We start from the raw sequence: 23,753 nt of genomic DNA on the forward strand, positions 1-23,753 counted from the left end.
CGTGGCGGAATCGGGCGGATTCCCTAAGGACCGGCGATGAATGCGCGACGCGGCCGGGGTCTACAGGGGAGACGTACCGACACAGCTGCCTTAGTGGAGGCCCCCATGTCCGACGACGTTCTCGACCTCGGCCCGCAGGCCCGCCTCGTGGCGCGGATCGCCCAGCGGATCACGGACGAGCAGCTCCAGGAGCCCACGCCCTGCCCGCGGTACGCGGTGCGGAACGTGCTCGGCCATGTGCTCGGCCTCGCGCAGGCCTTCCGGCAGGCCGCGCACAAGGAGTTCGGGCCTGCTCTGGACACCGACCCGGGGAGCGGCACGCCGGAGCTCACCCCCGGCTGGCGCGCCGAGCTGCCGGGGGCCCTCGACGAACTCGCCGAGGCGTGGCGGGATCCGGCGGCCTGGCAGGGCATGACCCGCGCGGGCGGCGTCGACCTGCCGGGTGAGGTCGCCGGTCTGGTCGCGCTGGACGAACTGGTCGTCCACGGCTGGGACTTGGCGCGCTCCACGGGCCAGGCGTACGCACCGGACGAGGCGAGCCTGGAGGCCGCCCGCGCGCTCCTGACGCCCACCGGGGACGAGGACGGCCTCGCCGAGGGCGGCCTGTTCGGACCGCCGGTCCCGGTGCCGGACGGCGCCCCGCTCCTGGACCGGGTGATCGGCCTGAGCGGGCGCGATCCCGGCTGGCGGCCCAGGGGCTGACGGGGGGGGCGTCGGCCTCGCGGCAGGGTATCGATCGGGTAAAGGGTCTCCCCGCGGTCTCCCCAGGGGCGGGTTGATGCGCGTAGACAAACCATGACCTGCCCGAACCCTGAACGCGGAGACGCAACACATGCGCAAGTCCCTACGCGTGGCCGGCCTGGCCACCGCCTGCACCGTCGCCGGCGCCACCCTGTACGCGGCCGGTGTCGCCGGCGCCGACCAGGACCGCCCCCGCGCCACCAAGGAGCCGCACAACATCGGCCTCCTCGTCGGCGAGATCGACGCCTACTACGGCGCGACCAAGGGCGCCGACGGCGTGTGGAGGTCCTCGCCCGACAGCCCGTACGCCAAGGACCTGGCCCGCATCCAGGCCAAGGCGAAGAAGGACATCAAGAAGGCCGCGCACCACGGAAAGCACGGCAAGAAGAAGCCCGCGATCGTCCTCGACGTCGACGACACCGCGCTGCTCAGCTTCGACTACGAGAAGTCCACCAACTTCACGTACAACAACGACACGTGGGACGCCTACGTCAAGGCGGCCAAGCGGCCCGCGGTCTTCGGCATGCCCGAGCTCGTGCGGTACGCCAAGAGCAAGGGCGTCGAGGTCTTCTTCCTCACCGGCCTCGCCGAGTCGCAGCGCGAGGGCGCGGTGACCAACCTCGCGAGGGCGGGCTACGACACGCAGCTCGACCGCACCCACGTCTTCACCAAGAACAAGACGAACCCGCCGGCGTACCTGAGCCACTGCGCCACGCCCGCCGCCTGGAAGTGCGACACCGTCCAGTTCAAGGAGGGCACCCGCAAGTACATCGAGTCGACCGGCTACAACATCGTCGGCAGCTTCGGCGACCAGGCCTCCGACCTCGCGGGCGGGTACGCCGACAGGACGTACAAGCTCCCGAACCCGACGTACTACGTGAGCTGAGCCGCGCGCGGCGCCCGAGGAGTCGGCGTCGCGAGATAGGTTGCATTCCTGACTAGGTCGCCATACGGTCTAGGTAGCTCAGACGCTCAGGGGTCGCGCGGCATGCGCTCGCATGTGCCGCGCGGCTCCTTCGGGACAGGGGGGACCCCATGACCATCTCGCCGGACTTCTCGGCCGCCGCGACGGCGGTCACGGCCGCGCTCGCCGCCTATCTGCTGCTCGGCGAGCCCTTCGTGGGCCGTCGCGTGTACGGCTCGCTGGCCCGGCGCAGGGACACCGAACCCCGCGCCCTGGTCCGCTACTTCGGCCTCACGATCGCGCTGTGGTGGGCCTTCGCCGGACTCGCCGTCGCGGCCCTGCTGCTCTCGCCGGGCCTCGACGCCGCCGACATCGGCATCACGGCGCCCGAAAGGCCCGGCTACACCGTGGCCCTGATCTGCGTGTTCACGGCGATCGCCGTGGCGACGGGGCGCAACTTCCGCGGCCTCGCCGAGCAGGGCAAGAACGTGCCGGGGCTCGCCTCCATCGAGGCCATGCTGCCGCGCACCACCGAGGAGCGCAGGCTCGCCGTCGCCCTCGCCGTGACCGACGGCATCTGCGCCGAACTGGTCTATCGCGGCCTGCTCATCGCCTTCGCGGTCGGCGCCCTCGGGCTCAACCTCTACGCGGCCGTGGGTCTTTCGGCCCTCGTCTACGCGGCCGCAGGGTTCTACCAGGGCCGCCAGGGCATGGCCCTCTTCGGCCTGTTCGGCGCGGTCTTCGGCGGCCTCTACGTCTCGACGGGCAGCCTGCTGCTCCCCGTCGTGGCGCACGTCGCCCTCTCCGTGCGCGACCTCACGCTGCCCGCGCCGGACAGGCTCCGCGCCGCGCCCGCCGCCTGACCGCAGACCGTCCCGAAGAAAGGCGATCCTCCGTGACCGACCGCCGCGCCAGCTGGTTCAAGGGCGTACTCGACCTCCTCGTGCTCGCCAGCCTCACCGACGGCGAGAGCTACGGTTACGAGATCGCCAAGCTGCTCGGTGCCGCGGGCTTCGGCCAGATCAAGGGCGGCACGCTCTATCCCGTGCTCAACCGCCTGGAGGAGGCGGGCCTGGTCGCCGCCGAGTTCCGCGCCACGGAGAAGGGGCCGGGGCGGCGCTACTACCGGCTCACCGACGAGGGCCGCGAGACCCTCGGCGAACAGGGCGGCCTGTGGCTCGCCTTCGACGCATCCGTACGAGAGGTCCTGTCGAAGGCAGGAGTGGAGGCACGATGAACGCGGTCGACGCCACGAACGCGCGGTACGAGCAGGACAGTTACCTCCTCGACCTCGCCGACCTGCTGCGGGCCCACGGCCTGCCCGCCGACCGGATCGAGGCGACCGTCGCGGACCTGTCCGCCCACCTGGACGAGGCGGGCGGCGACCCGGCCGAGGAGTTCGGCCCGGTCGAGGAGTTCGCCCGGCAGCTGGTGCCCGCCACGGGGGAGCGGGCACCGCGGGCGCCGGCCGCCGCCGACGTGGAGACATGGCGCTGGGCCGCCGACACCTACGTCGACGAGGAGCTCCTGAACCGCTTCGGCGACCAGGGCTGGGAGGTGGAGCGGGTCGACGCGCTCGGCCGCTTCGTCAGCCGGCGCGACACCGAGCGGCCGCAGCGCTGGGAGTACCGGCGGGAGCTGGTCACGCGCGGACGCGAGGGCCTGGACGAGCGCCTGGCACCCGACGGGTGGGAGGCGTGCGGGACCTGGATCGTGTACGCGTGGTTCAAGCGGCCCAAGGCGGCGAGCCTCGGCCCGGCGGCGGAGCTGTCCGCCACGCCGCCGGTACCGGAGCGCTCCCGCTTCTTCAGCCGGAAGTTCTACGCGCTGCTCGCCGCCCTCGCCGTGGCCCTCGTCACGGTGGGCACCTCGGTGGCCGGGGAGGACGGCGACGCGGGCTCGGGCCTGGGCTTCGTGGCCGGCCTGCTGGTGGGCGCCGCCGCGGTGGTGGCGCTGGCCTGGGTGCTCCAGCGGTGGCAGACCCGCCGCGGGTGAGGGGCCTCAGCCCTTCAGCGCCGCGGCCATCATCGCCTTGGCGATGGGCGCGGCAAGGCCGTTGCCGCTCACCTCGTCCCGCGCCGCGCTGGAGGACTCGATCATCACGGCGACGGCGACCTCCTTGCCGTCACTGCCCTTGGCGTACGACGTGAACCACGCGTACGGCGTCTTGCTGTTGTTCTCGCCGTGCTGCGCCGTACCCGTCTTGCCGCCGACCGTCGCGCCGGCGATCTGCGCGTTCGACCCCGTGCCCTTCTCCACGACCGTCCGCATCGCGGACTGCAGGCCCTCGGCGGTGGACGAGCTCATCACCCGCTGGGACTCGGCGTCGTCGTACTTCTCCAGGACGTTGCCGCTGGAGTCGGTGATCTGCGAGACCATGTGCGGCTTGGCCAGCTCACCGCCGTTGGCGATGGCCGCCGAGACCATCGACATCTGCAGCGGCGTGGCCGTCACGTCGAACTGGCCGATGCCCGAGAGGCCCGTCTGCGCCTTGTCCATGTCGGAGGGGTACACGCTCTTGGACGCGCGCACCGGTACGTCCAGCTTGTCCGCGTTGAAGCCCATCTTCTCCGCCATCGCCCTGACCTTGTCCTGGCCCAGGTCGACGGCCATCTTCGCGAAGACGTTGTTGCAGGAGTACTGCAGGCCGGTGCGGATCGTCGCGTTCTCGCAGGGCGCCGACTGGTTCTCGTTCTTCAGGACCGTCGCCGTGCCGGGCAGCGTGTAGGGGTTCGGGCTGTCCGTTCCGGCATCGACGGAGCCGTAGAGCCCGTCCTCCAGGGCCGCTGCCGCGACGACCAGCTTGAACGTCGAACCGGGCGGCAGCGGCTGGCGCAGCGCGCGGTTGACCATCGGCTTGTCCTTGTCGTCGTTCAGCTGCTTCCACGCCTTGGAGTCCGTGGAGCCGCTGATCTTCGACGGGTCGTACGACGGCGTCGAGACCATGCCGAGGATCTTGCCGGTCTTCGGGTCGACGGCGACCGCGGCGCCCTTCTTGTCGCCGAGCGCCTTGTACGCGGCCTTCTGCACCGCCGGGTCGATCGTCGTCACGACGTCGCCGGGGTCGGCCCGCTTGTTGGTGACCGTGTCGAGCGGGTTCTTCAGGCGGTTGTCGGTGCCGTCGAGGACGTCCTTGTAGATGCCCTCCAGCTGCGTGGCGCCGTACACCTGTGAGCTGTAGCCCGTCACGGGCGAGTACAGGTCGCCGTTCTTGTAGGTGCGCTTGTACGCGAGGTCGCCGCCTTTCGTCCGCGCGGAGCCGGTGATGGCCTCACCGCCCACGATGATGTCGCCCAGCGGGTTCGCGTACTGCTCGATCACGTTGCGCCGGTTCAGCTTGTCGTCCGCGAGCGCCTTCGAGTCGTAGAACTGCACCCACGTCGCCCGCACGAGCAGGGCGAGCACGAGTACCAGCGTGAAGACCGAGGCGTGCCTGATCGTCTTGTTCATCCCACGAAAGGACGAGCGGAGCCGAAGGTTTCGTTCCCTTCTGGTCCGGTTGTGACCGTTTTCTCAGAAACTCCTCATGAACCGCGAGCGCCTCGGCGACGGGGCCCAGGTGCTCTCACCGGTGGGGCTCAGGCGGCCTCCATGAACCCCGCCTCGTACGCCGCGATCACCGCCTGCGTACGGTCCCGCGCCCCCGTCTTGGCGAGCACGGACGCCACATGCGTCTTCACCGTCGCCGCGCCCACGCCCATCCGCCCGGCGATCTCCGCGTTGGTCAGGCCGCAGGCCATCAGCCGGAGCACCTCGCTCTCGCGGCCGGTGAGCCGGGCCACCCAGGCGGGCGGCGCGGGCTTGGCCCTGCCGTGCTCGGCGGCCAGGGCGCGCACGGCCGAGGGGAAGAGCAGCGAGTCGCTGTGCGCGACGAGGCGCACCGCCTGGACGAGTTCGTCGGCGTCCGCCCGTTTGAGGAGGAACCCGGAGGCCCCGGCGCGCAGCGCCTCGTACACGTACGCGTCGTTCTCGAAGGTCGTCACGACGACGATGCGCGGCGGCTCCGGCATCGTCTGCAGGATCTGCTCGGTGGCGCGGATGCCGTCGATCTCCGGCATGCGGACGTCCATCAGGACCACGTCGGGCCGCAGCTCCCGCACCACGGACACCGCCTCGGCGCCGGTCGCGGCCTCGCCGACGACCTCGATGCCCGCCTCGGCGGAGAGGATCGCGCGCAGCGCGGTGCGCACCATGCGCTCGTCGTCCGCGAGGACGATCCTGATGCCGTTCGCCGTCATGCCTGTCCCTTCAGAGGAAGTCGTACGTCCAGCCGCCACGTCCCGTCCACGGCGCCCGCGTCCGCCGTGCCGCCCAGGAGCCGGGCCCGGTCCGCGATGCCGCGCAGTCCGTGGCCGCCGCCGGGCCGGGTGCCGGGGGAGTGGGGCGGCAGCGGGTTCTCGGCGGTGACGGCCAGGTCGGGGCCTTCGCAGGCGATGCGCAGGGTGACCGAGGTGTCCTCGCCGCCGTGCCGCAGGGCGTTGCTCAGGGCCTCCTGCACGATGCGGTAGGCCTCGCGGGAGACCAGCGGGGGCAGCGCCTGCGGGTCCATGTCGACGGTGGCGGCCACGCGCAGGCCGCCCGCCCCGGTGCGGCGCAGCAGGCCGTCCAGGTCGGCGGCGAGGGTCGGCGCGGGCGCCGTGGAGCGGGTGTCGTCGGCCTCCCTCAACACGCCGAGCACCGCGTCGAGTTCACCCACCGTGCGGCGCGTGGTGTCCTCGATGGCGGCCAGCGCCTCGCGCACGAACTCCGGGTCGTGGTCGAGGACGCGCCGTGCCGCGCTCGCCTGGAGCGTGACGGCGCTCAGCGCGTGGCCCACCGAGTCGTGCAGTTCGCGCGCGAGGCGGTTGCGGACGGCGAGGTCGGCGGCGCGCTGCTCGGCGGCCGCGAGCCGGTCGGCCGGTGTCGGGCCGAGCAGCTCGGGTGCCCAGCGCGCGAGCAGTCCGCCCGCCGCGGCCGCGCACGCCGCGAGTGCCGCGAGCGCCGCGAGGCCCAGGAACGGCGCGAGCGCGAGCCACCAGGGCTCGTGGAAGAACGCGGGCGCCCGGGTGCTGTCGTCCCGCAGCGCGGGGAAGAACGGCAGCGCGATCAGGAAGGCCGCGAACGGCGGCAGCGCGAGCGACATCCCGCTGATGACCCCGCCGAAACCGAGGTGCAGCGTGAACCACGCGGCCGTGCGCCCCCGCGCGGCCCTGCTCCGCGCGGGCCCCTCGGCGAGCGACTCGTCCGGCACCGCGCACAGCGCCCGCACGGCGGCCACCGACATCGGCCGGGTCAGCGGGAACAGCGCGGTGATCGCGGCGAGCGGCAACCCGACGGCGAACGCGCTGAGTTGGGCGGTGATCGAGCCGAAGAACCGGGTGTCGCCGAGCAGCGGCCCGACGATCACGGAGCCGACGAAGACGTACGGCATGGCGAGGGCACCGCCGAGGATCAGATGGATCCACCGGCGGCGCGTCCGCCGCCCGAACAGGGCCGTGCCCAGTGCTCTCACGCCGAGGACACCGCCCGCTCCCTGAAGAAGCGCACCCCCGCGGCGGCCACGAGCAACCCGATGATCATCTGCACAGAGTAGGTCAGAAGCGTCAGGGCGGTGGGCCGGTCGGCCAGGTCGTCGGTGGGGCGGAGCAGCGAGGCGAACAGGAGCCAGGCGCCCCAGCAGGCCACCGCGCCCGAGCCCGCCCAGGCCAGCGCGAGCGGCGCCTTCACCGGCAGCGCGGGCAGCCACCGGAAGGCGAGCACCAGGGCGCCCGTGGCGGCGGCCACGAGGTAGAGCACGTCCAGGGCCTCAAGGAGGTGGAAGCCGGCCGTGCGGCTTTCGGCCCGGCCCGGGGCCAGGCCGACGGTGGATCCCGCCGCCCACAGCGCGTGCACCGTGACGGGGACGAGCGCGAGCAGCGCGGCGGCGACCGCGGCGGCCCGTGGCCCGCGGGCGGCGGAGCGGGGCAGGTCCCGGACCCGCCCACGCCACAGGTGGCCCCAGCGGTCCCGTGCGTACAGCGCGAAGAGGGAGCCGAGCGCGATGCCCTGGAGGATGAAGCCGCTGTACACGACGCCGAAGACCCAGTCGTCGAGGAACGGTTCGGCCGCGCCGCCCTTCGAGGGGCCCCGGTCCCCGGCGCCGAACGCCGTGAGCGCCAGCTGCAGCGGGAACCCGGCCATGATCGGCGTCAGGAGTCCCGTGGCGATCCACATCGGCACCGCGAGTAGCCAGGCCGGGGCCCGCAGGCCCCACGGCCGGGTCAGGAGCAGCACGAGCACGACGACGGTGGCGTCCATCAGGAGGGTCAGGCCGTTGGCGAACGCCATCAGCGCGCGGTGGTCGAGGAGCGGGCTGCCCTCGGGGATCCCGATGTGGCTCCCGCAGATCCAGGCGACCTTGAGCGCGAGATACGGGGCGCAGGCGAGCTCGGCGATGAGCCGCAGGGCCCGCCGGGTGCTGCTGAGGGCGGGCGGCGCCTCGGGCGCGGGGCCGCCGCGCGCGGCCGACGGGGAGGGGGACAGTGTCTGCGTCATGCCTCCACGCTCCCGTCGCGGCGCTCGCCGCACCTCCTGCGTCGCGACGATCCGCCTCCGCCGCGCGGCGGAGGCGTCCGGCGCGGGCGGGTGGAGCCGGGGTGTGCAGGCCGGCTCAGGTGCCGGTCAGGACCAGCACCACTTCGTCGATCTCCGCCCCGCGCGCGGGCGCGAAGCCCCGGTCCCGCGCGGACTCACGGAAGCCGCACTTCTCCAGGACCCGCAGCGAGGCCGCGTTGTCCGCGGCCGCGCGGGCGTACAGCGGGCGCTCCGGGATCAGCGCGAGGAGCTCGCGCAGGGCGGCGGTGGCCAGGCCCCGGCCCCAGTACGCGCGGTCGATCCAGTACGTGACCTCGCGCTCGCCCGGCTCGCCGTACACCGCGGCGTTGCCCACCACGTCGCCGTCGGCGAGGACCGTGCGGACGTCGACGGTGTCGGAGGCGCGCATCTTGGCCCAGTGTGCGTCGAAGTGGTCCCGGTCGGCCGGGTCCTCGGGCGTGAAGGCGGCCATGTGGCCGGACTCGGGGTCGTTCAACTGCCGGAAGAAGACGGGCAGATCGCTGTCGTGCACTTCGCGCAGGCTGACATCCATGCGTCAGAGCCTACGAGTTGCCAGTGTCAGTCGGTCCCGCGCGTCGAACAGCGCGTCCTTCACCATCTGTTCGTGCGCGGGCGTGAGCCGCGCCACCGGCACCGAGCAGCTGATCGCGTCCCGCGCCGGGGTGCGGTAGGGGATCGCGACGCCGAAGCAGCGCAGCCCGAGCGTGTTCTCCTCGCGGTCCACCGCGAAGCCCTGCTCGCGCACCGCGTGCAGCTCCTCGATGAGCTTCTCGCGGTCGGTGATGGTGTTCTCGGTGAGCGCGGGCAGCGTCTGCGGCAGCAGCTTGCGGACCTGCTCGTCGGTGTGCGTGGCGAGCAGCGCCTTGCCCAGTGAGGTGGAGTGCGCGGGCAGCCGGCGGCCGACGCGCGTGAAGGGGCGCAGATAGTGCTGCGACTGGCGGGTGGCCAGGTAGACCACGTTCGTGCCGTCGAGGCGGGCGAGGTGGATGGTCTCCGTGGTGTCGTCGGAGAGCCGGTCCAGGGTCGGCCGCGCGGCGGCCACGACCTCGTCGCCGTCGATGTACGAGGTGCCGACGAGCAGGGCGCGTACGCCGATGCCGTACCGCGTGCCGGTCGCGTCCGTCTCGACCCAGCCCAGTTCGACCAGGGTGCGCAGCAGCATGTAGAGGCTCGACTTGGGGTAGCCGACGGCCTCCTGGACCGCGGCCAGGGAGTGCATGCCGGGGCGGCCCGCGAAGTACTCGAGCAATTCCACCGTCCGCACCGCGGACTTGACCTGCGCACCGCCTCCGGTCTCGCCAGCCGACATCGCCCTTGACCCCTTAGATCGCCGAGAAATAGTCTCCGAAGTCCCCGCTCATTCACCAGTGGAGACGACGTTCAATATATCGAACGGCCCTGATGAGTGACGTCTGTCCGGCAGGACTCGACAAGACCCGGCAAGACCCGGCAGTACCTCTGGAAAGGGAATCCGCGGTGGCAGCAGCACCAGTCTGGAGTGTCGACCCCCGAACCGGGAAGCAGCGCGAGCAGGTTGCGGTGGAGGCCACAGCCGATGAGGTCGACCACGCGGTCCGCGCCGCGCGGGACGCCGTCGCCGCGCTCGCCGACCGCGCCGTACGCGCCGCCTTCCTGCGCACCGCGGCCGACCTCCTGGAAGAGGCGAAGGGCCACCTGGTGGAGGCGGCCGACGCGGAGACCGCGCTCGGCCCCGTCCGGCTCACCGGTGAACTCGCCCGCACCTGCTACCAGTTGCGGTCCTTCGCGGACATCGTCGACGAGGGCGCCTTCCTCGGCGTCGTCATCGACCACCCCGACGCCGCCGCCACACCGCCCGTCCCCGACCTGCGCCGCTACAAGATCCCGCTGGGCGTCGTCGCCGTCTACGCCGCGTCCAACTTCCCGTTCGCCTTCTCCGTGCCCGGCGGCGACACCGCGAGCGCGCTCGCCGCGGGCTGCCCCGTCGTGGTCAAGGCCCACCCCGACCACCCGGCCACCTCCGAACTGGTCGCCTCGGTGCTGCGCCGGGCGGCCGCCCGGCACGGCGTCCCCGACGCCGTCGTCGGCCTGGTGCACGGCTTCGACGCGGGCGTCGCGTTGGTGCGGCACCCACTGGTGTCCGGTGCCGGCTTCACCGGCTCGGTCCGCGGCGGGCGCGCCCTCTTCGACGCGGCGGCCGCCCGGCCCGTGCCGATCCCCTTCCACGGCGAGCTCGGTTCCCTCAACCCCGTCGTCGTCACCGAGGCCGCGGCCGCCGAGCGCGGCGAGCAGATCGGCACCGGACTCGCCGGCTCGATGACGCTCGGCGTCGGCCAGTTCTGCGTCAAGCCCGGACTGGTCCTGGCCCCCGAGGGCGCGGGCGGCGACCGGCTCGTGAAGTCCCTGACCGAGGCGGTCAGCGACACCGAGGCCGGGGTGCTCCTCGACCACCGCATGCGGGACAACTTCGTCGCGGGGGTGCGCGAGCGCGCCGAACTCCCGGACGTGGAGAGCCCGGTGACCCCCGGCGCGGGCGGCGAGCACACCGTCAGCGCGGGCTTCCTGACCGTCCCGGCCGCCCGCCTGGCGAGCGAAGGGGCCCACGACCTGCTCCTCGAGGAGTGCTTCGGCCCGGTCACCGTCGTCGCCCGCTACGCCGACGAGGCGGAGATCACCGCCGTCCTCGCGCGCCTGCCCGGCAACCTCACCGCCACCGTCCAGCTGTCGTCCGCCGAGGCGGCGGGGGAGAGCGGCAGGGGCGCCGAACTGCTCGCCGAACTCACCCCGCTCGCCGGGCGCGTCCTGGTCGACGGCTGGCCCACCGGCGTCGCCGTCGCCCCCGCCCAGCACCACGGCGGCCCCTACCCCGCGACCACGTCGACCTCGACCTCGGTGGGCGGCACGGCCGTCGAGCGCTGGCTGCGCCCCGTCGCGTACCAGAACACCCCTGAGGCGCTGCTCCCGCCCGAGCTGCGCGACGCCAACCCGCTGGGCCTGCCGCGGCGTTACGACGGGCGGCTTCAACAGGGGAACCCGGAGGGCTGAGCGGGAACAGGGGAACCCGGAGGGCTGAGCGGCAACAAGGGAGCCCGCAGAACTGAGGGGCCGGGCGCCTGGAACACTGACGCCATGGACGTCACCATCCCCCAACTGCCCTTTCCGCTGCGCACCTACGGCCCGGACGGCCACTGGTCGCACGAGGACGGCGTGCTCACCGGCTGGGCGGGCGCCCGCCAGGACCGCTTCGTGCCGCCGACGGGCGAGGCGCTGGAGCCCGCATCCGACGCGCCCCGCCTGCTCGGCGCGCCCGAGGGCGACTTCCAGCTGATCGCCCGTGTCACGGTGGGCTTCGCCGCCGCCTTCGACGCGGGCGTGCTCTATCTGCACGTGGGCGAGCGGGAGTGGGCCAAGCTGTGCCTGGAGCGCTCCCCGGACGAGCCCACGATCTGCACGGTCGTCACCCGCGGCCGCTCCGACGACGCCAACGCCTTCGTGGTGGACGGCAGCAGCGCCTGGCTGCGCATCAGCCGTACGGGTACCGCTTTCGCGTTCCACGCCTCGACCGACGGCAGGCACTGGACCTTCGTGCGGATCTTCTCGCTCGGCGACGAGGAGTCGGCGGGCGCGGCGCTCGTCGGCTTCATGGCGCAGTCCCCCGTGGGGGAGGGCTGCGTGGTGACGTACGAGAACATCGAGTTCCGCCCCAACTGGCCGCAGGGGCTGCGGGACGGCTCCTAGAGCGTGACGCGGGTACCCGTGGCGGCCGACCGCTCGATGGCGTCGAGCAGCCGCTGGCGCCGGACGGCGTGCCCGAAGTCCGGTGCGAGCGCGCTGCCTCGGGTGAGGTCGGCGAGCACCTGGGCGTACTGCGCTCCTACGTTGTACGAGGGGAGCCCGCGTACGTCGTCGAGTTCAGGCACCTCGAAGTAGCGCGCGGGGAGCGGGAGTTCGGACACCCCCGTGGCGGTGCCCCGGCCGCCCCGCACGGTGAGCGCGGCCTGCTGCAGATGTCCGGAGTCCCCGGTGACCACCAGGTCGCCGTCGGTGCCGTTGATCTCCCAGTGGAAGTCCGTGCCCCGCGAGAGACCGGCCCGGAAGTGCGCCGAGACGACGGCTCCCGACGCCAGCCGTCCGCTCACCGCGATCTGGTCGTGGACGGTCATGGCGGCCGGGCGGCCCGTGCCCTCCTCGTGCACGACGGGGCGCCGGGTGGCCAGGGTCGAGGAGACCTCGGTGAACTCGCCGAGCGCCATGGTGACGGCGTCGACGGTGTGCCCGAAGGGGATCGTCAGCATGGTCCCGCCGTTCCGCCTGTCCAGGAGGTACTCCCCGGACGGCTCGAAGACGGGACCCCAGCGCCGCCCGGACGCGACGAGGCTGCTGGAGAGGACCTCGCCCACGTAGCCGTCGGCGACGAGGTCGCGGATGAACCGCACGGCGGGCGCCGAGCGGGCCTGCAGCCCGGCGAACGTCCGCACGCCGGCCCGCTCGGCGGCCGCCGCGAGCTCCTCGGCCTCGGCGAGGCCGTTGCCGAGCGGCCACTCGGAGAGCACTGCCTTGCCCTCGCCGAGCGCGGCCAGGACGACCTCGCGGTGCAGCGGCACCCGCACGCTCACCACGACGAGGTCGACCTCGTCGCTGCGGACGAGCTCCTCGGTGGAGCCGAAGGCCAGCGGTACCCCGTACGTCTCGCCCGCGGCCCGCGCGGAGGCGTCGCTCGACGCGGACAGGGCGCGCAGCTCGTACCCCTTGAGGCGGGTCAGCGCGGGGACGTGGGACTGGGATGCCCAGCCGCCGCGGGCGGAGAGGCCGATGAGGCCGACACGGACGGGGGATGCGGTGGAGTTCATGATCGGGACAGTAGGAGGCGCTCCCTGATCACCCGCAAGGGGCATAACTATATTCTGGAAACCATGACTGGTCAGATCCGTGAAGGCAGCCACGACACCCTCAGCCGGCACGACATCTACGGCCTGCTCTGCCCGGGCCGCGCGGTCTTCGAGCTCCTCGTCAACAAGTGGACGGGCCTCGCCATCACCGCTCTGGAGGACGGCCCGCGCCGCTTCGGCGAGCTCCGCCGCCAGCTGGAGGGAGTCAGCCCCAAGGTGCTCACCCAGACCCTGCGCCGCCTGGAGGAGAACGGCCTGGTCGTACGCACGGTCTACGCCGAGGTGCCGCCCCGCGTCGAATACGGGCTGACCGAGCTCGGGCGGGGCGCCCTGGAGCCCCTGGCCCACCTGCGGACCTGGATCAGGGCGAACGCGGGAAAGTTCACGGCGGGGGAGGGGACGGGGCAGGGAGCGGGCCCATGAGCGGAGGAATGGGCTGTCGGGGAATGAGCCGCTTTGCCCGTGCGTTGACGGACTGAGCGGAGGCACCCTCCGCACCGACTGCTTCGTACGTACGACCTGGAAAGAGCCACACATGCGCGTCGAGATCTGGAGCGACATCGCCTGCCCCTGGTGCTACGTGGGCAAGGCCCGCTTCGAGAAGGCCCTCGCCGCCTTCCCGCACCGCGACGGCGTCGAGGTCGTGCACCGCTCCTTCGAGCTGGACCCCACCCGTGCCAAGGGCGACACCGGCCTGGTGATCCCGATGCTCATGCAGAAGTACGGCATGACCGAGGAGCAGGCCCGCGAGGGCGAGCGGCGGCTCGGTGAGAACGCCGCCGCCGAGGGCCTCGCCTACCTCACCGAGGGCCGTGACCACGGCAACACCTTCGACATGCACCGCCTGCTGCACTTCGCCAGGGAGCAGGGCAGGCAGGACGAGCTGATCGGTCTGCTCTACCGCGCGAACTTCGCCGAGGAGCGGTCCGTCTTCACCGGCGACGAGCGCGTCGTGGAGCTCGCCGTCGAGGCCGGCCTCGACGCGGACGAGGTGCGGGCCGTCCTCGCCGACCCCGACAGGTACGCCGACGCGGTGCGCGCCGACGAGCGCGAGGCCGCCGAACTGGGCGCCAACGGCGTGCCGTTCTTCGTCCTCGACCGCAAGTACGGCGTCTCCGGCGCCCAGCCCGCCGAGGTCTTCACACAGGCCCTCGAGCAGGCGTGGGGCGAGCGCTCGCCGCTGACCACCCTCGCGCAGGCCGACGGCGGCGAGGTGTGCGGGCCCGACGGCTGCGCGGTTCCGCAGGCCTGATCCGCCGCCTAGGTTGATCCCCATGACCTTCATGGGGATCGGGGACCACAGCGGCCGCGGCGGCGAGTTCGCGCCGACGACGACGTACCTCAACACCGCGAGCTGCGGTCTGCTGCCGCGCCGCGCCGTCGAGGCGGTGCGGGCCCTGGCGGCGGAGCTCGGCACGGGGGAGCGCGGCGGCTCGGGCGACTTCGGGAAGACCGAGGAGGCGCGCGACGCCTTCGCGCGGCTCGTCGGCGTGGACTCCTCGCGGGTGGCGACCGGGAGTTCGGTCGCCGTGCACGTCGGGCTGATCGCGGCGTCCGTCCCCGCGGGCGCCGAAGTCCTGTTCCCCGAAGGGGACTTCTCGTCCCTGCTCAACCCCTTCGTGCTGCGCGGCGACCTGAAGCTGCGGTACGCGCCGCTGGAGGGGCTCGCCGACGCGGTCCGGCCGGAGACCGCGCTGGTCGCGTTCTCCACCGTGCAGTCCGCGGACGGCCGCACCGCCGACTGCGCGGCGATCCGCGCGGCCGCCGCGGCCGTCGGCGCGCGCACCCTCGCCGACGCCACGCAGTCGGCGGGCTGGCTGCCGTTGGACGCGGGCGCGTACGACTACACCGTGACCGGCGCCTTCAAATGGCTGCTCTGCCCGCGCGGCACGTCCTTCCTGACGGTGGGCGAGGCGGCGCAGGACTCCCTGGTGCCGCTGCACGGCGGCTGGCTCGCCGCGGCCGACAGCTGGCACTCGACGTACGGCCCGATCGGTGAACTCGCCCCGGACGCCCGCAGGTTCGACGAGCCGACCGCCTTCCTCGCCTACCACGGGGCCGCGGCCGCGCTGCCCCTCGTCGAGGAGCTGGGCATCGAGGCGATCCACGCCCACGACACCGCGCTCGCCGCCCGCTACCGCGCGGGCCTCGCCGCGCTCGGGCACGCCCCGGTGCCGGGGACCTCGCCCATCGTCTCGGTGCCCGGACTCGGCGACCGCGAGCCGGAGTTGCACCGCGCGGGCATCCGCGTGGCGGCGCGGGCGGGACACCTGCGCGCCACGTTCCACCTGTACAACACGGAGGCGGACGTGGACCGGCTCCTCGACGCGCTGTCCGGCTGAGGCCTGGCGCGGTGGCCCCCGGGGCGCCAGGCTTGGCAGGACGAGGTGGCCGCGCGAGGTGGTGGTGCCGGTGGAGCCGTTCGCCGACAGGTCAGACGAGCAGGACCGGCCGGGCGCGCGGAGTGCGCCGGGCGCGCCGGACGGCCCCGACAGGCCGCCGGCCGACGCCGACCTGCACCGCCGTCTCGTCTACGGCGACGAGGCGGCCCTGGCCGAGGCCTACGCGGCGTACGGCACGCTGGTGCACCGCGTCGCGGTGCGCGTCACCCGCAGCCACGCCGCCGCCGAGGACGTGGCGCAGGAGGTCTTCGCCCACCTGTGGACCAGGCCGTACGCCTTCGACGTACGCCGCGGCAGCCTGCGCACCTGGCTCTCCATGCTCGCGCACCGGCGCGCGGTGGACTGGGTGCGCGGCGAGGAGCGGCACCGCAAGGCGGTCCATGCCGACGAGGTGGCCCTGCGGACGGTACCGGCCCCGGGCCCGTCCCCCGACGAGGCGGTCCTGGAGCAGGAGCGCTCCCTGCTCCTGCACTCGGCCCTGGCCCGGCTCCCGCTGCCCCAACGGCAGGTGGTGCACCTGGCCTACTTCGCGGGCCGCAGCTACCGCCAGGCCGCGGTGGAGCTCGGCATCCCCGAGGGCACCGCGAAAACCCGCCTGAGAACGGCCCTGCGCGCCCTGGCGGAAACCCTGGCGGACCCCCCTCTGAGAGGCGAACTCCCGTGACGACGAAGGGCACCTCCCGTGACGACGAACGGTGCGCTCTGGTGACGCCCCGCGGTGTGCCGGGCCAGGAGGGCGGGGTGTCGTGACCACCAACCACGAAGCGGTCCGAGAGCTGCTCGGGGCCTGGGCCGTGGGGGCTCTCATGGCGGGCGACGAAGAGCTCGTCGGGCGGCATCTGGCGGACTGCGCGGGGTGTGCCGCCGAGGCCGCCCGGCTGCGGGCCACCGTGCGGCATCTGGACGGGCCCGCCGTGCCCGACGGAGTGCCGGGCAGGCACCCGGGAGCGCACGGGCTCTCCCTCGCCCTGCGCACCCGCGCCCCCGCCCTGCGCACCGCCCCGCACGCCGCGCCCTACGCCGCCGCGGTCGCCGGACTCCAGGCGCTCCTGGGGGAGTTGGACGAGAACGGCCCCTGGGGGACCCCCGTCGTGCACGACTGGGACGTGCACGACACCGTCGCCCATCTGATCGCCGCCGACGAGCCGCTCGCCCTGCGCCTCGGCCTGCACACGCGCGTGCCCACCTCGCGCGCCCCGGACGGCTTGCCGTGGCGGGTGGCGTGGGAGGCGCGCACCAAGGAAGTGATCCGTCACGAGCGGCGCCGCGCCCCGGCGCAGACCCTCGCCACATGGCGCGCCCAGGCCGCCGGGCTGCTCTCCGCCCCCGCCGCCCACCATGCCGAACTGGCCGCCCGAGCCACCACGTTGATGGGTGCGCGCCTCCCCGTCGCCGACCACTTCCTGGCCCGCGCCTTCGAGACCTGGGTGCACGCCGACGACATCGGCAGGGCCCTTGAGTGCGTCGTGCCCCCGCCGCCCTCCCCGCACCTGTGGCAGCTCGTGCGCCTCGCCGTACGCATCCTCGGCCGGGCCCTCGGCACGCAGGCGCCGCCCGTCGCGCTCACCGTCGCAGGGGACGGCGGCGAGACCGAGTGGGTGCTGGGCAGCGCCGACGAGCCCGTACGGGCCGAACTCGTCCTGGATCCCGTGGACTTCTGCCTGCTGATGGGCGGCCGCCGCACACCGGAAGAGGTGCCGCGCGGCACGGCGGGCGACGCGTCCGCCGCGCAGGGGGTGCTGACCCGGGCGGCATCGCTGGCCTGGCTGTAGCTACAGCTACTCGTGGTGCCCTTACCACAGTCACGTGGGTCGTGGCGGGACTTTCGCGCGGCCGGGCACGGGCATCGGCGTTTCGCGGCGGCCGGCCACCCCGATGCGATAGGCAGGGGGCAGTACTCGGATCCCGCGCGGGTACGGCCGGGCGGCATGATCACCCTCCGCTGATCGCGGCCTACGGGCGGGCCGGGGCGCGGGCCGTGCGAAGAGGACGCCGCGCTTCGCCGGGCGCCTCGAACGCCCTCGTCAGGAGCCGTGGCGCCCGCCAATTGGGGCGTGCGCGCGTCAAGCGCCCCCGGACGCGCCTTTGCAAGCCCGGCGCGGCGGACCAGTCTCTTCAGGGCAGGCCGCCGCCGACGTGCTCCTCCGCAACTTCCGCACCGACAGAGTGAGTTCGCCTCTCGTCCGGGCCTGCCCGCTCGCGGCATGTCCACCGACCCCGCCCATTTCCTCGCTCGTTGAGCTGCCGTGCCTGCCCTGCTCCCCGGCGATAAGGAAGTGCCCGATGAGTACTCCTCCGCGTGACCTCCCCACCCCGACGGACCTGGCCGTTCCGAACGGCACGCAGAGCTCTCCCGGCCCGGGCGGAGGGCCACGTCACGTCGCGTTCATCGTGGACGGCAACCGCCGCTGGGCACAGGCCCACGGCCACCCCGTCGAGCACGGCCACAAGAAGGGCGCCGACAACGTCTGCCGGGCCGTTCACTGGTGCGAGGCCGTGGGCATAGAGACCACCACGTGGTGGCTGCTCTCGACGGACAACCTCAACCGCTCCGCGGCCGAGCTCCACAAACTCCTGGACATCATCTGCGAACTGACCGGCCGGCTGGCGTCGGCCGGACACTGGCGCATGCGCCACCTCGGGGACCCTCGGCTGCTTCCCGGCTCCGTGGCGGCCGTGCTGCGCGAGGCGGAGACCACCACCCGTCGCAACCACGGCCCGCAGATCAACTTCGCGGTCGGCTACAGCGGCCGGCAGGACATCCTCGCCGCAGCGCGCCTCGTGGCCCGCCAGGCGGTCACGTCCGCCGGCTTCTCCGTGTCCGAGAGGTCGTTCGCCCAGGCGCTGTCCACCAGTGGACTGCCCGACCCGGACCTGGTGGTCCGCACCTCCGGTGAACAGCGCCTCTCCGGATTCATGCTCTGGCAGGCGGCCCTCTCCGAGCTCTATTTCTGCCCTGTCCTGTGGCCCGACTTCACCCAGTCCGATCTGCACCGCGCCCTGGCCTTCTACGGCAACCGCCAGCGGCGCTTCGGCAAGTAGACGTCCCGGAAAGTGGAGACGTTTCGGCAAGTAGAGCAGGAAGGAACTCCCCGCATGCTCCAGAGGCCTCTTCTGTTCCCCGACCCCAAGGCGACGGCCGACATCCCCGGTTCCTACCGCCCCCTCAAACCCTGGCTGCTCTTCCACCTGGGAAAGGGACGTGAGACCTACCCCGCGCACCCCCGGACCGACCAGCTGGAGGCCGCCGTTCTCGCCTGGGCGGCGGACCTGGGAATGAGCGAGGAGCACATCAGGATCACGGCCCAGGCGACCCCCGGGCACCTGGTCGGGCTCTTCGCCCCGCAAGCCCCGTGGAACGTGCTGTTCCCCCTGGCCAAGCTGCAGATGATCCTGTTCTGGCTGAACACCGTCGACCTGGGCGGTGATCGGCCGGTCGGTCATCTCGTGGAGCCCGTGAGGGAAACCCTGGAGAAGGGGCGTGCGCCGTCCGGCGGGCCGGACATCCTCAGGCCGCTGGCCAGCCTCCGCGACGACGTCGTCGCGGCGGGAGGGGCCGAACTCATCGCCGGTTTCACGGACCTGCTGCTGGGGTTCCTGCACGAGTACACGGCTCGGCAGGGGTGGGAGAGCGGGGAACCCCTCCCCAGCCTGGACCGGTACCTGAGGCACAGGACGCGGACGGCGGGGATCGTCCTCGGCATGTGGATACAGCGGCTTCAACCGGGCCTCACGGGGCCCGGTGAGAGGCTTCCCGAACCGCTGCTCCAGCTCATGAAGCAGGGAAGTCTCCTCGTCGGTCTCGACAACGACCTGCACAGTTGCCATGTGGCCGCAGAGTCGGGCGAGAGGCTCAGCCTGATCGGCGTCCTGTGCCAGGAGTACGGGATCTCCGTGGACGCGGCCTTCTCCTGCGCGCTCGCCCTCAACGCGGCCATGCGGTACGAGAACGCCAACACCGTTGCCTCGATCTGCGCGGACACCTCCCTGCCCGTCGCGGTCAGGAGGCACGCCCAGGCGATCTTCCACTGGGTCGACTCCGTCTACACGTGGTCACTGGAGACGCCGCGCTACGGCCTGCGGAACACCGACGCCCACGTGCCCGCGCCGCGTTCCTGCCCGGTCGGGGAGTGAGCGGCCATGACGAGCCCGCGTTCCGTCCCCGCCGCCCCCAGGGCGCTTCCCCTCGTCGGCCATCTGATCCCGATGCTGCGGAATCCGCTGGGGTTCATCAACTCCCTTCCCGCGCACGGGGAACTCGTCCGCATCCACGTGGGTCCCTTCACGCTGGTGATGATCTGTGACCCGGAGCTGACCCGGCAGGCCCTGGTCGACGACCGCGTCTTCGACAAAGGCGGCCCGATCTTCGACCGCGTACGGGAGGTCGTGGGCGACGACGGCCTCGCCAGCTGTCCGTACAGCGCGCACCGACGGCTGCGCCGACTGGCCCAGCCCGCCTTCCACCCGGCACGCTTCCCCGGATACGCGAAGGCCATGGGCGCCTGCGTCGAGGACGTGACCGGGACCTGGCGTGCCGGGCAGGTCCTGGACGTACCCACCGAGATGATGACCATCACGTCGAAGATCACGGCCGCCACCCTGTTCTCCGGCGCGCTGCCTCCCGGTGAACTCGGTCCGGTCCTCGACGACGTGAAGACCTTCTTCGACGGCTTCTACCAGCGCATGCTCATGGTCCCGCCGCTGGACCGGCTGCCCACCCCGGGCAACCGCTCCCATGTGCGTGCGCGCACCCGGCTGCGCGACGCCTTCGACCAGATCGTCGCCCGGCGCCGCGCCGAGGGCGTCGACCACGACGACCTGCTCTCCGCCCTGATCGTGGCCCACGACCCCGAGGACGACCGGCACGGCATGACCGACGCGGAGATCAGCGACACGGTCGTCACCTTCTTCCTGGCCGGTACGGAGACCACGGCCGCGCTCCTGGCCTGGGCCCTCGACCTGCTGGCCCGGCACCCCGGGATCGAGCGGCGGCTGCACGCCGAGGTCGACGCCGTCCTGGACGGTGCCACGGCCACCCACGACGACCTGCCCCGCCTGGAGCTCACGCACCGGATCATCACCGAGACCCTCCGGCTCCGCCCGCCGGGCTGGATCTTCACACGCACCGTCACCGCCGACACCCGCCTGGGCGGGCACCTGCTGCCCGCCGGGAGCAGCGTGCTCTACAGCCCCTACCTCATCCACCACCGGCCGGACCTCTACGACGACCCCGAGGCCTTCGACCCCGACCGCTGGGATCCGAAGCGCCCCCAGCCACCCCGCCACGCGCTCCTCCCCTTCGCCTCCGGCGCCCGCAAATGCATCGGCGACACCTTCGGCATGACCGAGGCCGTCCTCGCCCTCGCGACCATCACCGCCCGCTGGCGCCTGGAGCACCGGCCCGGCCACCAACGGGTCCGTCCTGCCCTGGGGTTGGCGCTGCGGCCCCGCACCCTGGACATGCGAGTGGAGCCCCGGAGCCGCGCGGACTGAGGACAGGGGGGGGGCGCAGGGCCGGGCCGGCCGGACGTCAGAGCCGGGCGGCCCGGCCCAGTCGCTCCGGGCAGTCCGCCGTCTCCGTGCAGAGGTTCGCCTCGACCTTGGCGAGGAGCCTGGCGAGGTCCGCGCGCTCGCTCTCGTCGAGCCCGGCGAGCGTATGCCCCTCCAACTCGCCCCAGGCACGCTCCACCTGGGCCAACAGCCCGCAGCTCGCGTTGCTGGCCTCGACCAGGACCGCCCGCCGGTCGGCCGGGTCCGGGCGGCGGCGCACGTGCCCGGCCTGCTCCAGGCGCTGCAGCATCTTCGTGACCGTCGAGGGGTCCAGGTCGACCGCCTTGATCAGCTCGGACTGCCGCACCGGGCCCGCGTCCCACAGGTGCATCATCACGAACTCCTGGCCGGGGTAGAGGCCGAGCCCCTTCAGCAGCTTGCCCGCGGCGATGCGGTGCAGCCGCGCCACCCGGCTGACGGCGAGGCTGACCGGCCCCGCCTCGGCGACGCCGGACGCCCCGGGCCTACAGACGGGGTCGACGGGGGCGGCCTGTGCGGTGTCGGCCTTCATCACGAGCTCCTGCTGGTAGCGGACGTCTTCCAGAAGATTACCTTGGTCGGCCAAGGAATGGGTTACAGTGGCATCCGGCGCACTTCATTGGCCGACCACATAAATTCCGTCCGGGAGTCCTGATGACCACCGCTTTCGAATCGATCGACCTGTCCGGAACCCAGCTCGGCAACCGCATCGCCATGGCCCCCATGACGCGAAGCCGCGCAGGTGAGGGCGGTGTCGCCACGGATCTGACCGCCGAGTACTACGCCCAGCGCGCCTCCGCGGGCCTGATCATCACCGAGGGCATCCAGCCTTCTGTGGTCGGCCAGGGATACCCGGACACCCCGGGCCTGCACAGCGCGGAGCAGGTCGCCGCCTGGCGCAAGGTCACCGACGCCGTGCACGCGGCGGGCGGCCGGATCTTCGCCCAGATCATGCACACGGGCCGCATCGGCCACCCCACGCTGCTCCCCGAGGGCCTGGTCAACGTAGGGGCGTCGCCCGTCGCGGCCAAGGGTCAGGTCTACACCGCCGAGGGCCCCAAGGACTTCGTCACCCCGCGCGAGCTGACCGGCTCCGAGGTCCGCGCCACCATCGGCGACTTCGTCACCGCCGCCCGCAACGCGATCGACGCGGGCTTCGACGGGGTCGAGCTGCACGGCGCCAACGGCTACCTGATCCACCAGTTCCTCGCCCCTGGCTCCAACCAGCGCACCGACGAGTGGGGCGGCTCCGTCGAGAACCGCATCCGCTTCGCCGTCGAGGTGGCCAAGGCCGTCACCGCGGAGATCGGCGCCGCCCGCACCGGCTTCCGCATCTCGCCCGGAAACCCCTTCAACGACATCTCCGAGCCCGACCCGGAGCCGACGTACACCGCCCTGGTCAAGGAGCTGGCCGCGCTCGACCTCGCGTACCTGCACGTCATGGAGGTCGGCGACATCCGCGAGCTCTCCACCCGGCTGCGCCAGGACTTCGGCGGCACGTTCGTCCTGAACCCGCGGACCGAGGGCCCCACCGGCCACGAAGCGCTCGCCCTGATCGAGGACGGCACCGCGGACGTCATCGCCTTCGGCGCGCTGTTCCTCGCCAACCCCGACCTGCCCGCCCGCCTGAAGACCGGGGGTCCGTACAACACCCCCGACCAGTCGACCTTCTACGGCGGCACCGAGAAGGGCTACACCGACTACCCGACGCGCTGACCCGGCGACGCACGGCGGCCCGGCACCCCCGAGGGGTGCCGGGCCGCCGTGCGTCCGCGTCACCTCACCTGACCGGGGTGAAGTCCCGCGCCCCGATGTACTCCGGGCGCCGCACCGGCGCCGCGAACGGCTCCACCGCGGCGTTCTCCACGCTGTTGAACACGATGAAGACGTTCGAGCGCGGGTACGGGGTGATGTTGTCGCCCGAGCCGTGCATGGCGTTGCAGTCGAACCAGGTGGCCGAGCCCGCCTCGCCGGTGAACAGGCGGATGCCGTAGTCCGACGCGAGGTGCGTGAGCGTCTCGTTCGACGGGATGCCCGCGTCCTGCATCTGCAGCGACCGCTTGTAGTTGTCCTTCGGCGTCGCGCCCGCACAGCCGAGGAACGTCTTGTGCGACCCCGGCATGATCATGAGGCCGCCGTTGGTGTCGTGGTTCTTCGTCAGCGCGATCGACACCGAGACGGTCCGCATGTTCGGCAGGCCGTCCTCCGCGTGCCAGGTCTCGAAGTCCGAGTGCCAGTAGAAGCCGGAGGCGCCGAAGCCGGGCTTCACGTTGATCCGCGACTGGTGGACGTAGACGTCCGAGCCGAGGATCTGCCGGGCCCGGCCCACCACGCGCGGGTCCGCCGCCAGTTTCGCGAAGACCTCGCTGATCCGGTGCACCTCGAAGATCGACCGGATCTCCTGGGAACGCGGCTCCACGATGGAGCGCTCGTCCTCCCGCATCACGGGATCATTGATCAGCCGCTCCAACTCACCGTGGTAGACGGCCACTTCGTCCGGGGTGATCAGCTGGTCGATGGCCAGGAAACCGTCCCGCTCGAACCCCGCCAGATCCCCGGCCCCGATCGGCCCCTCGGCGCCCGGCTCGGACCACACCACGGGGTCCTTGCGTTCGATGAGCACCTCCTCGGCGCCTCGGGTCGGGTACAGGTCAGTGGTGCGTTCGGGTGCGGTGGTCATGGTGTTGCCTGCCTCTCCTCTCGTACGGCCCTGTGCGGGATGCAGTCGGCGATCAG

At 72.7% G+C, this 23,753-nt stretch carries 25 protein-coding genes; 16 read left to right on the top strand and 9 right to left on the bottom strand.

The window, feature by feature from the left end; translation table 11 throughout:
- The first annotated feature begins 105 nt into the window (after positions 1 to 105).
- The 5 genes from ACZ4D5_RS07460 (at position 106) to ACZ4D5_RS07480 (ending at position 3,640) form a co-directional block, all read left to right on the top strand.
- A complete protein-coding gene (locus tag ACZ4D5_RS07460; RefSeq protein ID WP_467771354.1) occupies positions 106 to 702 on the top strand; it encodes a TIGR03086 family metal-binding protein in 597 nt (198 codons plus the stop codon).
- A 130-nt stretch (positions 703 to 832) separates the two neighbouring features.
- Positions 833 to 1,627 carry an HAD family acid phosphatase gene (locus tag ACZ4D5_RS07465; RefSeq protein ID WP_467771355.1) on the top strand — a complete coding sequence of 265 codons (795 nt, stop codon included), beginning with the start codon at positions 833 to 835 and terminating at the stop codon, positions 1,625 to 1,627.
- 149 nt (positions 1,628 to 1,776) lie between these two features.
- On the top strand, positions 1,777 to 2,508 hold the full coding sequence (locus ACZ4D5_RS07470; protein WP_467771356.1) for a CPBP family intramembrane glutamic endopeptidase: 732 nt from the start codon (positions 1,777 to 1,779) through the stop codon (positions 2,506 to 2,508).
- A gap of 32 nt (positions 2,509 to 2,540) precedes the next feature.
- Positions 2,541 to 2,882 carry a PadR family transcriptional regulator gene (locus tag ACZ4D5_RS07475; RefSeq protein WP_467771357.1) on the top strand — a complete coding sequence of 114 codons (342 nt, stop codon included), beginning with the start codon at positions 2,541 to 2,543 and terminating at the stop codon, positions 2,880 to 2,882.
- Entirely contained in the window at positions 2,879 to 3,640 is a 762-nt protein-coding gene (locus ACZ4D5_RS07480; protein ID WP_467771358.1) for a hypothetical protein, read from the top strand. The genes ACZ4D5_RS07475 and ACZ4D5_RS07480 overlap by 4 nt, the downstream gene beginning before the upstream one ends.
- Before the next feature lie 6 nt (positions 3,641 to 3,646).
- Here ACZ4D5_RS07480 and ACZ4D5_RS07485 read toward each other — a convergent pair whose 3' ends face one another.
- From ACZ4D5_RS07485 to ACZ4D5_RS07510, 6 genes are all read right to left on the bottom strand, one after another.
- On the bottom strand, positions 3,647 to 5,095 hold the full coding sequence (locus tag ACZ4D5_RS07485; RefSeq protein WP_467771359.1) for a peptidoglycan D,D-transpeptidase FtsI family protein: 1,449 nt from the start codon (positions 5,093 to 5,095) through the stop codon (positions 3,647 to 3,649).
- A 128-nt stretch (positions 5,096 to 5,223) separates the two neighbouring features.
- Positions 5,224 to 5,883 (bottom strand): response regulator transcription factor, encoded by a 660-nt coding sequence (locus tag ACZ4D5_RS07490; RefSeq protein WP_467771360.1) that lies wholly within the window; start codon positions 5,881 to 5,883, stop codon positions 5,224 to 5,226.
- A complete protein-coding gene (locus tag ACZ4D5_RS07495; RefSeq protein WP_467771361.1) occupies positions 5,880 to 7,136 on the bottom strand; it encodes a sensor histidine kinase in 1,257 nt (418 codons plus the stop codon). The genes ACZ4D5_RS07490 and ACZ4D5_RS07495 overlap by 4 nt, the downstream gene beginning before the upstream one ends.
- Positions 7,133 to 8,158 (bottom strand): hypothetical protein, encoded by a 1,026-nt coding sequence (locus tag ACZ4D5_RS07500; RefSeq protein WP_467771362.1) that lies wholly within the window; start codon positions 8,156 to 8,158, stop codon positions 7,133 to 7,135. Before ACZ4D5_RS07500 ends, ACZ4D5_RS07495 begins: the two co-directional genes overlap by 4 nt.
- A 115-nt stretch (positions 8,159 to 8,273) precedes the next feature.
- Entirely contained in the window at positions 8,274 to 8,750 is a 477-nt protein-coding gene (locus tag ACZ4D5_RS07505; protein WP_467771363.1) for a GNAT family N-acetyltransferase, read from the bottom strand.
- A 3-nt stretch (positions 8,751 to 8,753) separates the two neighbouring features.
- Positions 8,754 to 9,527 (bottom strand): IclR family transcriptional regulator, encoded by a 774-nt coding sequence (locus ACZ4D5_RS07510; protein ID WP_467771364.1) that lies wholly within the window; start codon positions 9,525 to 9,527, stop codon positions 8,754 to 8,756.
- A gap of 167 nt (positions 9,528 to 9,694) precedes the next feature.
- On the opposite strand from ACZ4D5_RS07510, the gene ACZ4D5_RS07515 reads away from it, so the two are divergent.
- Positions 9,695 to 11,242, top strand: a complete 1,548-nt coding sequence (locus ACZ4D5_RS07515; RefSeq protein WP_467771365.1) for an aldehyde dehydrogenase (NADP(+)) — start codon at positions 9,695 to 9,697, stop codon at positions 11,240 to 11,242.
- Between the two features lie 84 nt (positions 11,243 to 11,326).
- A complete protein-coding gene (locus tag ACZ4D5_RS07520) occupies positions 11,327 to 11,935 on the top strand; it encodes a DUF1349 domain-containing protein (RefSeq protein ID WP_467771366.1) in 609 nt (202 codons plus the stop codon).
- Here ACZ4D5_RS07520 and ACZ4D5_RS07525 read toward each other — a convergent pair.
- Positions 11,932 to 13,047, bottom strand: coding sequence for a Gfo/Idh/MocA family protein (locus tag ACZ4D5_RS07525; protein WP_467771367.1), 1,116 nt, complete (start codon positions 13,045 to 13,047; stop codon positions 11,932 to 11,934). The genes ACZ4D5_RS07520 and ACZ4D5_RS07525 overlap by 4 nt on opposite strands.
- Before the next feature lie 63 nt (positions 13,048 to 13,110).
- On the opposite strand from ACZ4D5_RS07525, the gene ACZ4D5_RS07530 reads away from it, so the two are divergent.
- The 8 genes from ACZ4D5_RS07530 (at position 13,111) to ACZ4D5_RS07565 (ending at position 20,981) form a co-directional block, all read left to right on the top strand.
- Positions 13,111 to 13,509, top strand: a complete 399-nt coding sequence (locus tag ACZ4D5_RS07530) for a winged helix-turn-helix transcriptional regulator (protein WP_467771368.1) — start codon at positions 13,111 to 13,113, stop codon at positions 13,507 to 13,509.
- Positions 13,510 to 13,621: 112 nt separating this feature from the next.
- Positions 13,622 to 14,338: a DsbA family oxidoreductase gene (locus ACZ4D5_RS07535; RefSeq protein ID WP_467771369.1), complete on the top strand. Its 717-nt coding sequence runs from the start codon at positions 13,622 to 13,624 to the stop codon at positions 14,336 to 14,338.
- A gap of 31 nt (positions 14,339 to 14,369) precedes the next feature.
- Positions 14,370 to 15,428 (top strand): aminotransferase class V-fold PLP-dependent enzyme, encoded by a 1,059-nt coding sequence (locus tag ACZ4D5_RS07540; protein ID WP_467771507.1) that lies wholly within the window; start codon positions 14,370 to 14,372, stop codon positions 15,426 to 15,428.
- A 172-nt stretch (positions 15,429 to 15,600) separates the two neighbouring features.
- Positions 15,601 to 16,152 carry a sigma-70 family RNA polymerase sigma factor gene (locus ACZ4D5_RS07545; protein ID WP_467771508.1) on the top strand — a complete coding sequence of 184 codons (552 nt, stop codon included), beginning with the start codon at positions 15,601 to 15,603 and terminating at the stop codon, positions 16,150 to 16,152.
- A gap of 82 nt (positions 16,153 to 16,234) precedes the next feature.
- Positions 16,235 to 17,260 (top strand): maleylpyruvate isomerase family mycothiol-dependent enzyme, encoded by a 1,026-nt coding sequence (locus ACZ4D5_RS07550; protein WP_467771370.1) that lies wholly within the window; start codon positions 16,235 to 16,237, stop codon positions 17,258 to 17,260.
- A gap of 511 nt (positions 17,261 to 17,771) precedes the next feature.
- Complete coding sequence (gene uppS, locus ACZ4D5_RS07555) at positions 17,772 to 18,530, top strand: polyprenyl diphosphate synthase (protein WP_467771371.1); 759 nt, start codon at positions 17,772 to 17,774, stop codon at positions 18,528 to 18,530.
- 54 nt (positions 18,531 to 18,584) lie between these two features.
- On the top strand, positions 18,585 to 19,622 hold the full coding sequence (locus ACZ4D5_RS07560) for a terpene synthase family protein (protein ID WP_467771372.1): 1,038 nt from the start codon (positions 18,585 to 18,587) through the stop codon (positions 19,620 to 19,622).
- A gap of 6 nt (positions 19,623 to 19,628) precedes the next feature.
- Complete coding sequence (locus tag ACZ4D5_RS07565; RefSeq protein ID WP_467771373.1) at positions 19,629 to 20,981, top strand: cytochrome P450; 1,353 nt, start codon at positions 19,629 to 19,631, stop codon at positions 20,979 to 20,981.
- Positions 20,982 to 21,018: 37 nt separating this feature from the next.
- On the opposite strand, the gene ACZ4D5_RS07570 is transcribed toward ACZ4D5_RS07565, so the two are convergent.
- Positions 21,019 to 21,549, bottom strand: coding sequence for a MarR family winged helix-turn-helix transcriptional regulator (locus tag ACZ4D5_RS07570; RefSeq protein ID WP_467771374.1), 531 nt, complete (start codon positions 21,547 to 21,549; stop codon positions 21,019 to 21,021).
- Between the two features lie 122 nt (positions 21,550 to 21,671).
- Between ACZ4D5_RS07570 and ACZ4D5_RS07575 the strand changes: the two genes are divergently transcribed.
- Complete coding sequence (locus ACZ4D5_RS07575; RefSeq protein WP_467771375.1) at positions 21,672 to 22,733, top strand: alkene reductase; 1,062 nt, start codon at positions 21,672 to 21,674, stop codon at positions 22,731 to 22,733.
- Between the two features lie 64 nt (positions 22,734 to 22,797).
- On the opposite strand, the gene thpD is transcribed toward ACZ4D5_RS07575, so the two are convergent.
- The gene (gene thpD, locus ACZ4D5_RS07580) at positions 22,798 to 23,697 is read right to left on the bottom strand and encodes an ectoine hydroxylase (protein ID WP_467771376.1); all 900 of its coding nucleotides are present in this window, start codon (positions 23,695 to 23,697) and stop codon (positions 22,798 to 22,800) included.
- Between the last annotated feature and the right edge of the window lie 56 nt (positions 23,698 to 23,753).

The sequence above is a fragment of the Streptomyces sp. NPDC025651 genome, assembly GCF_055558735.1.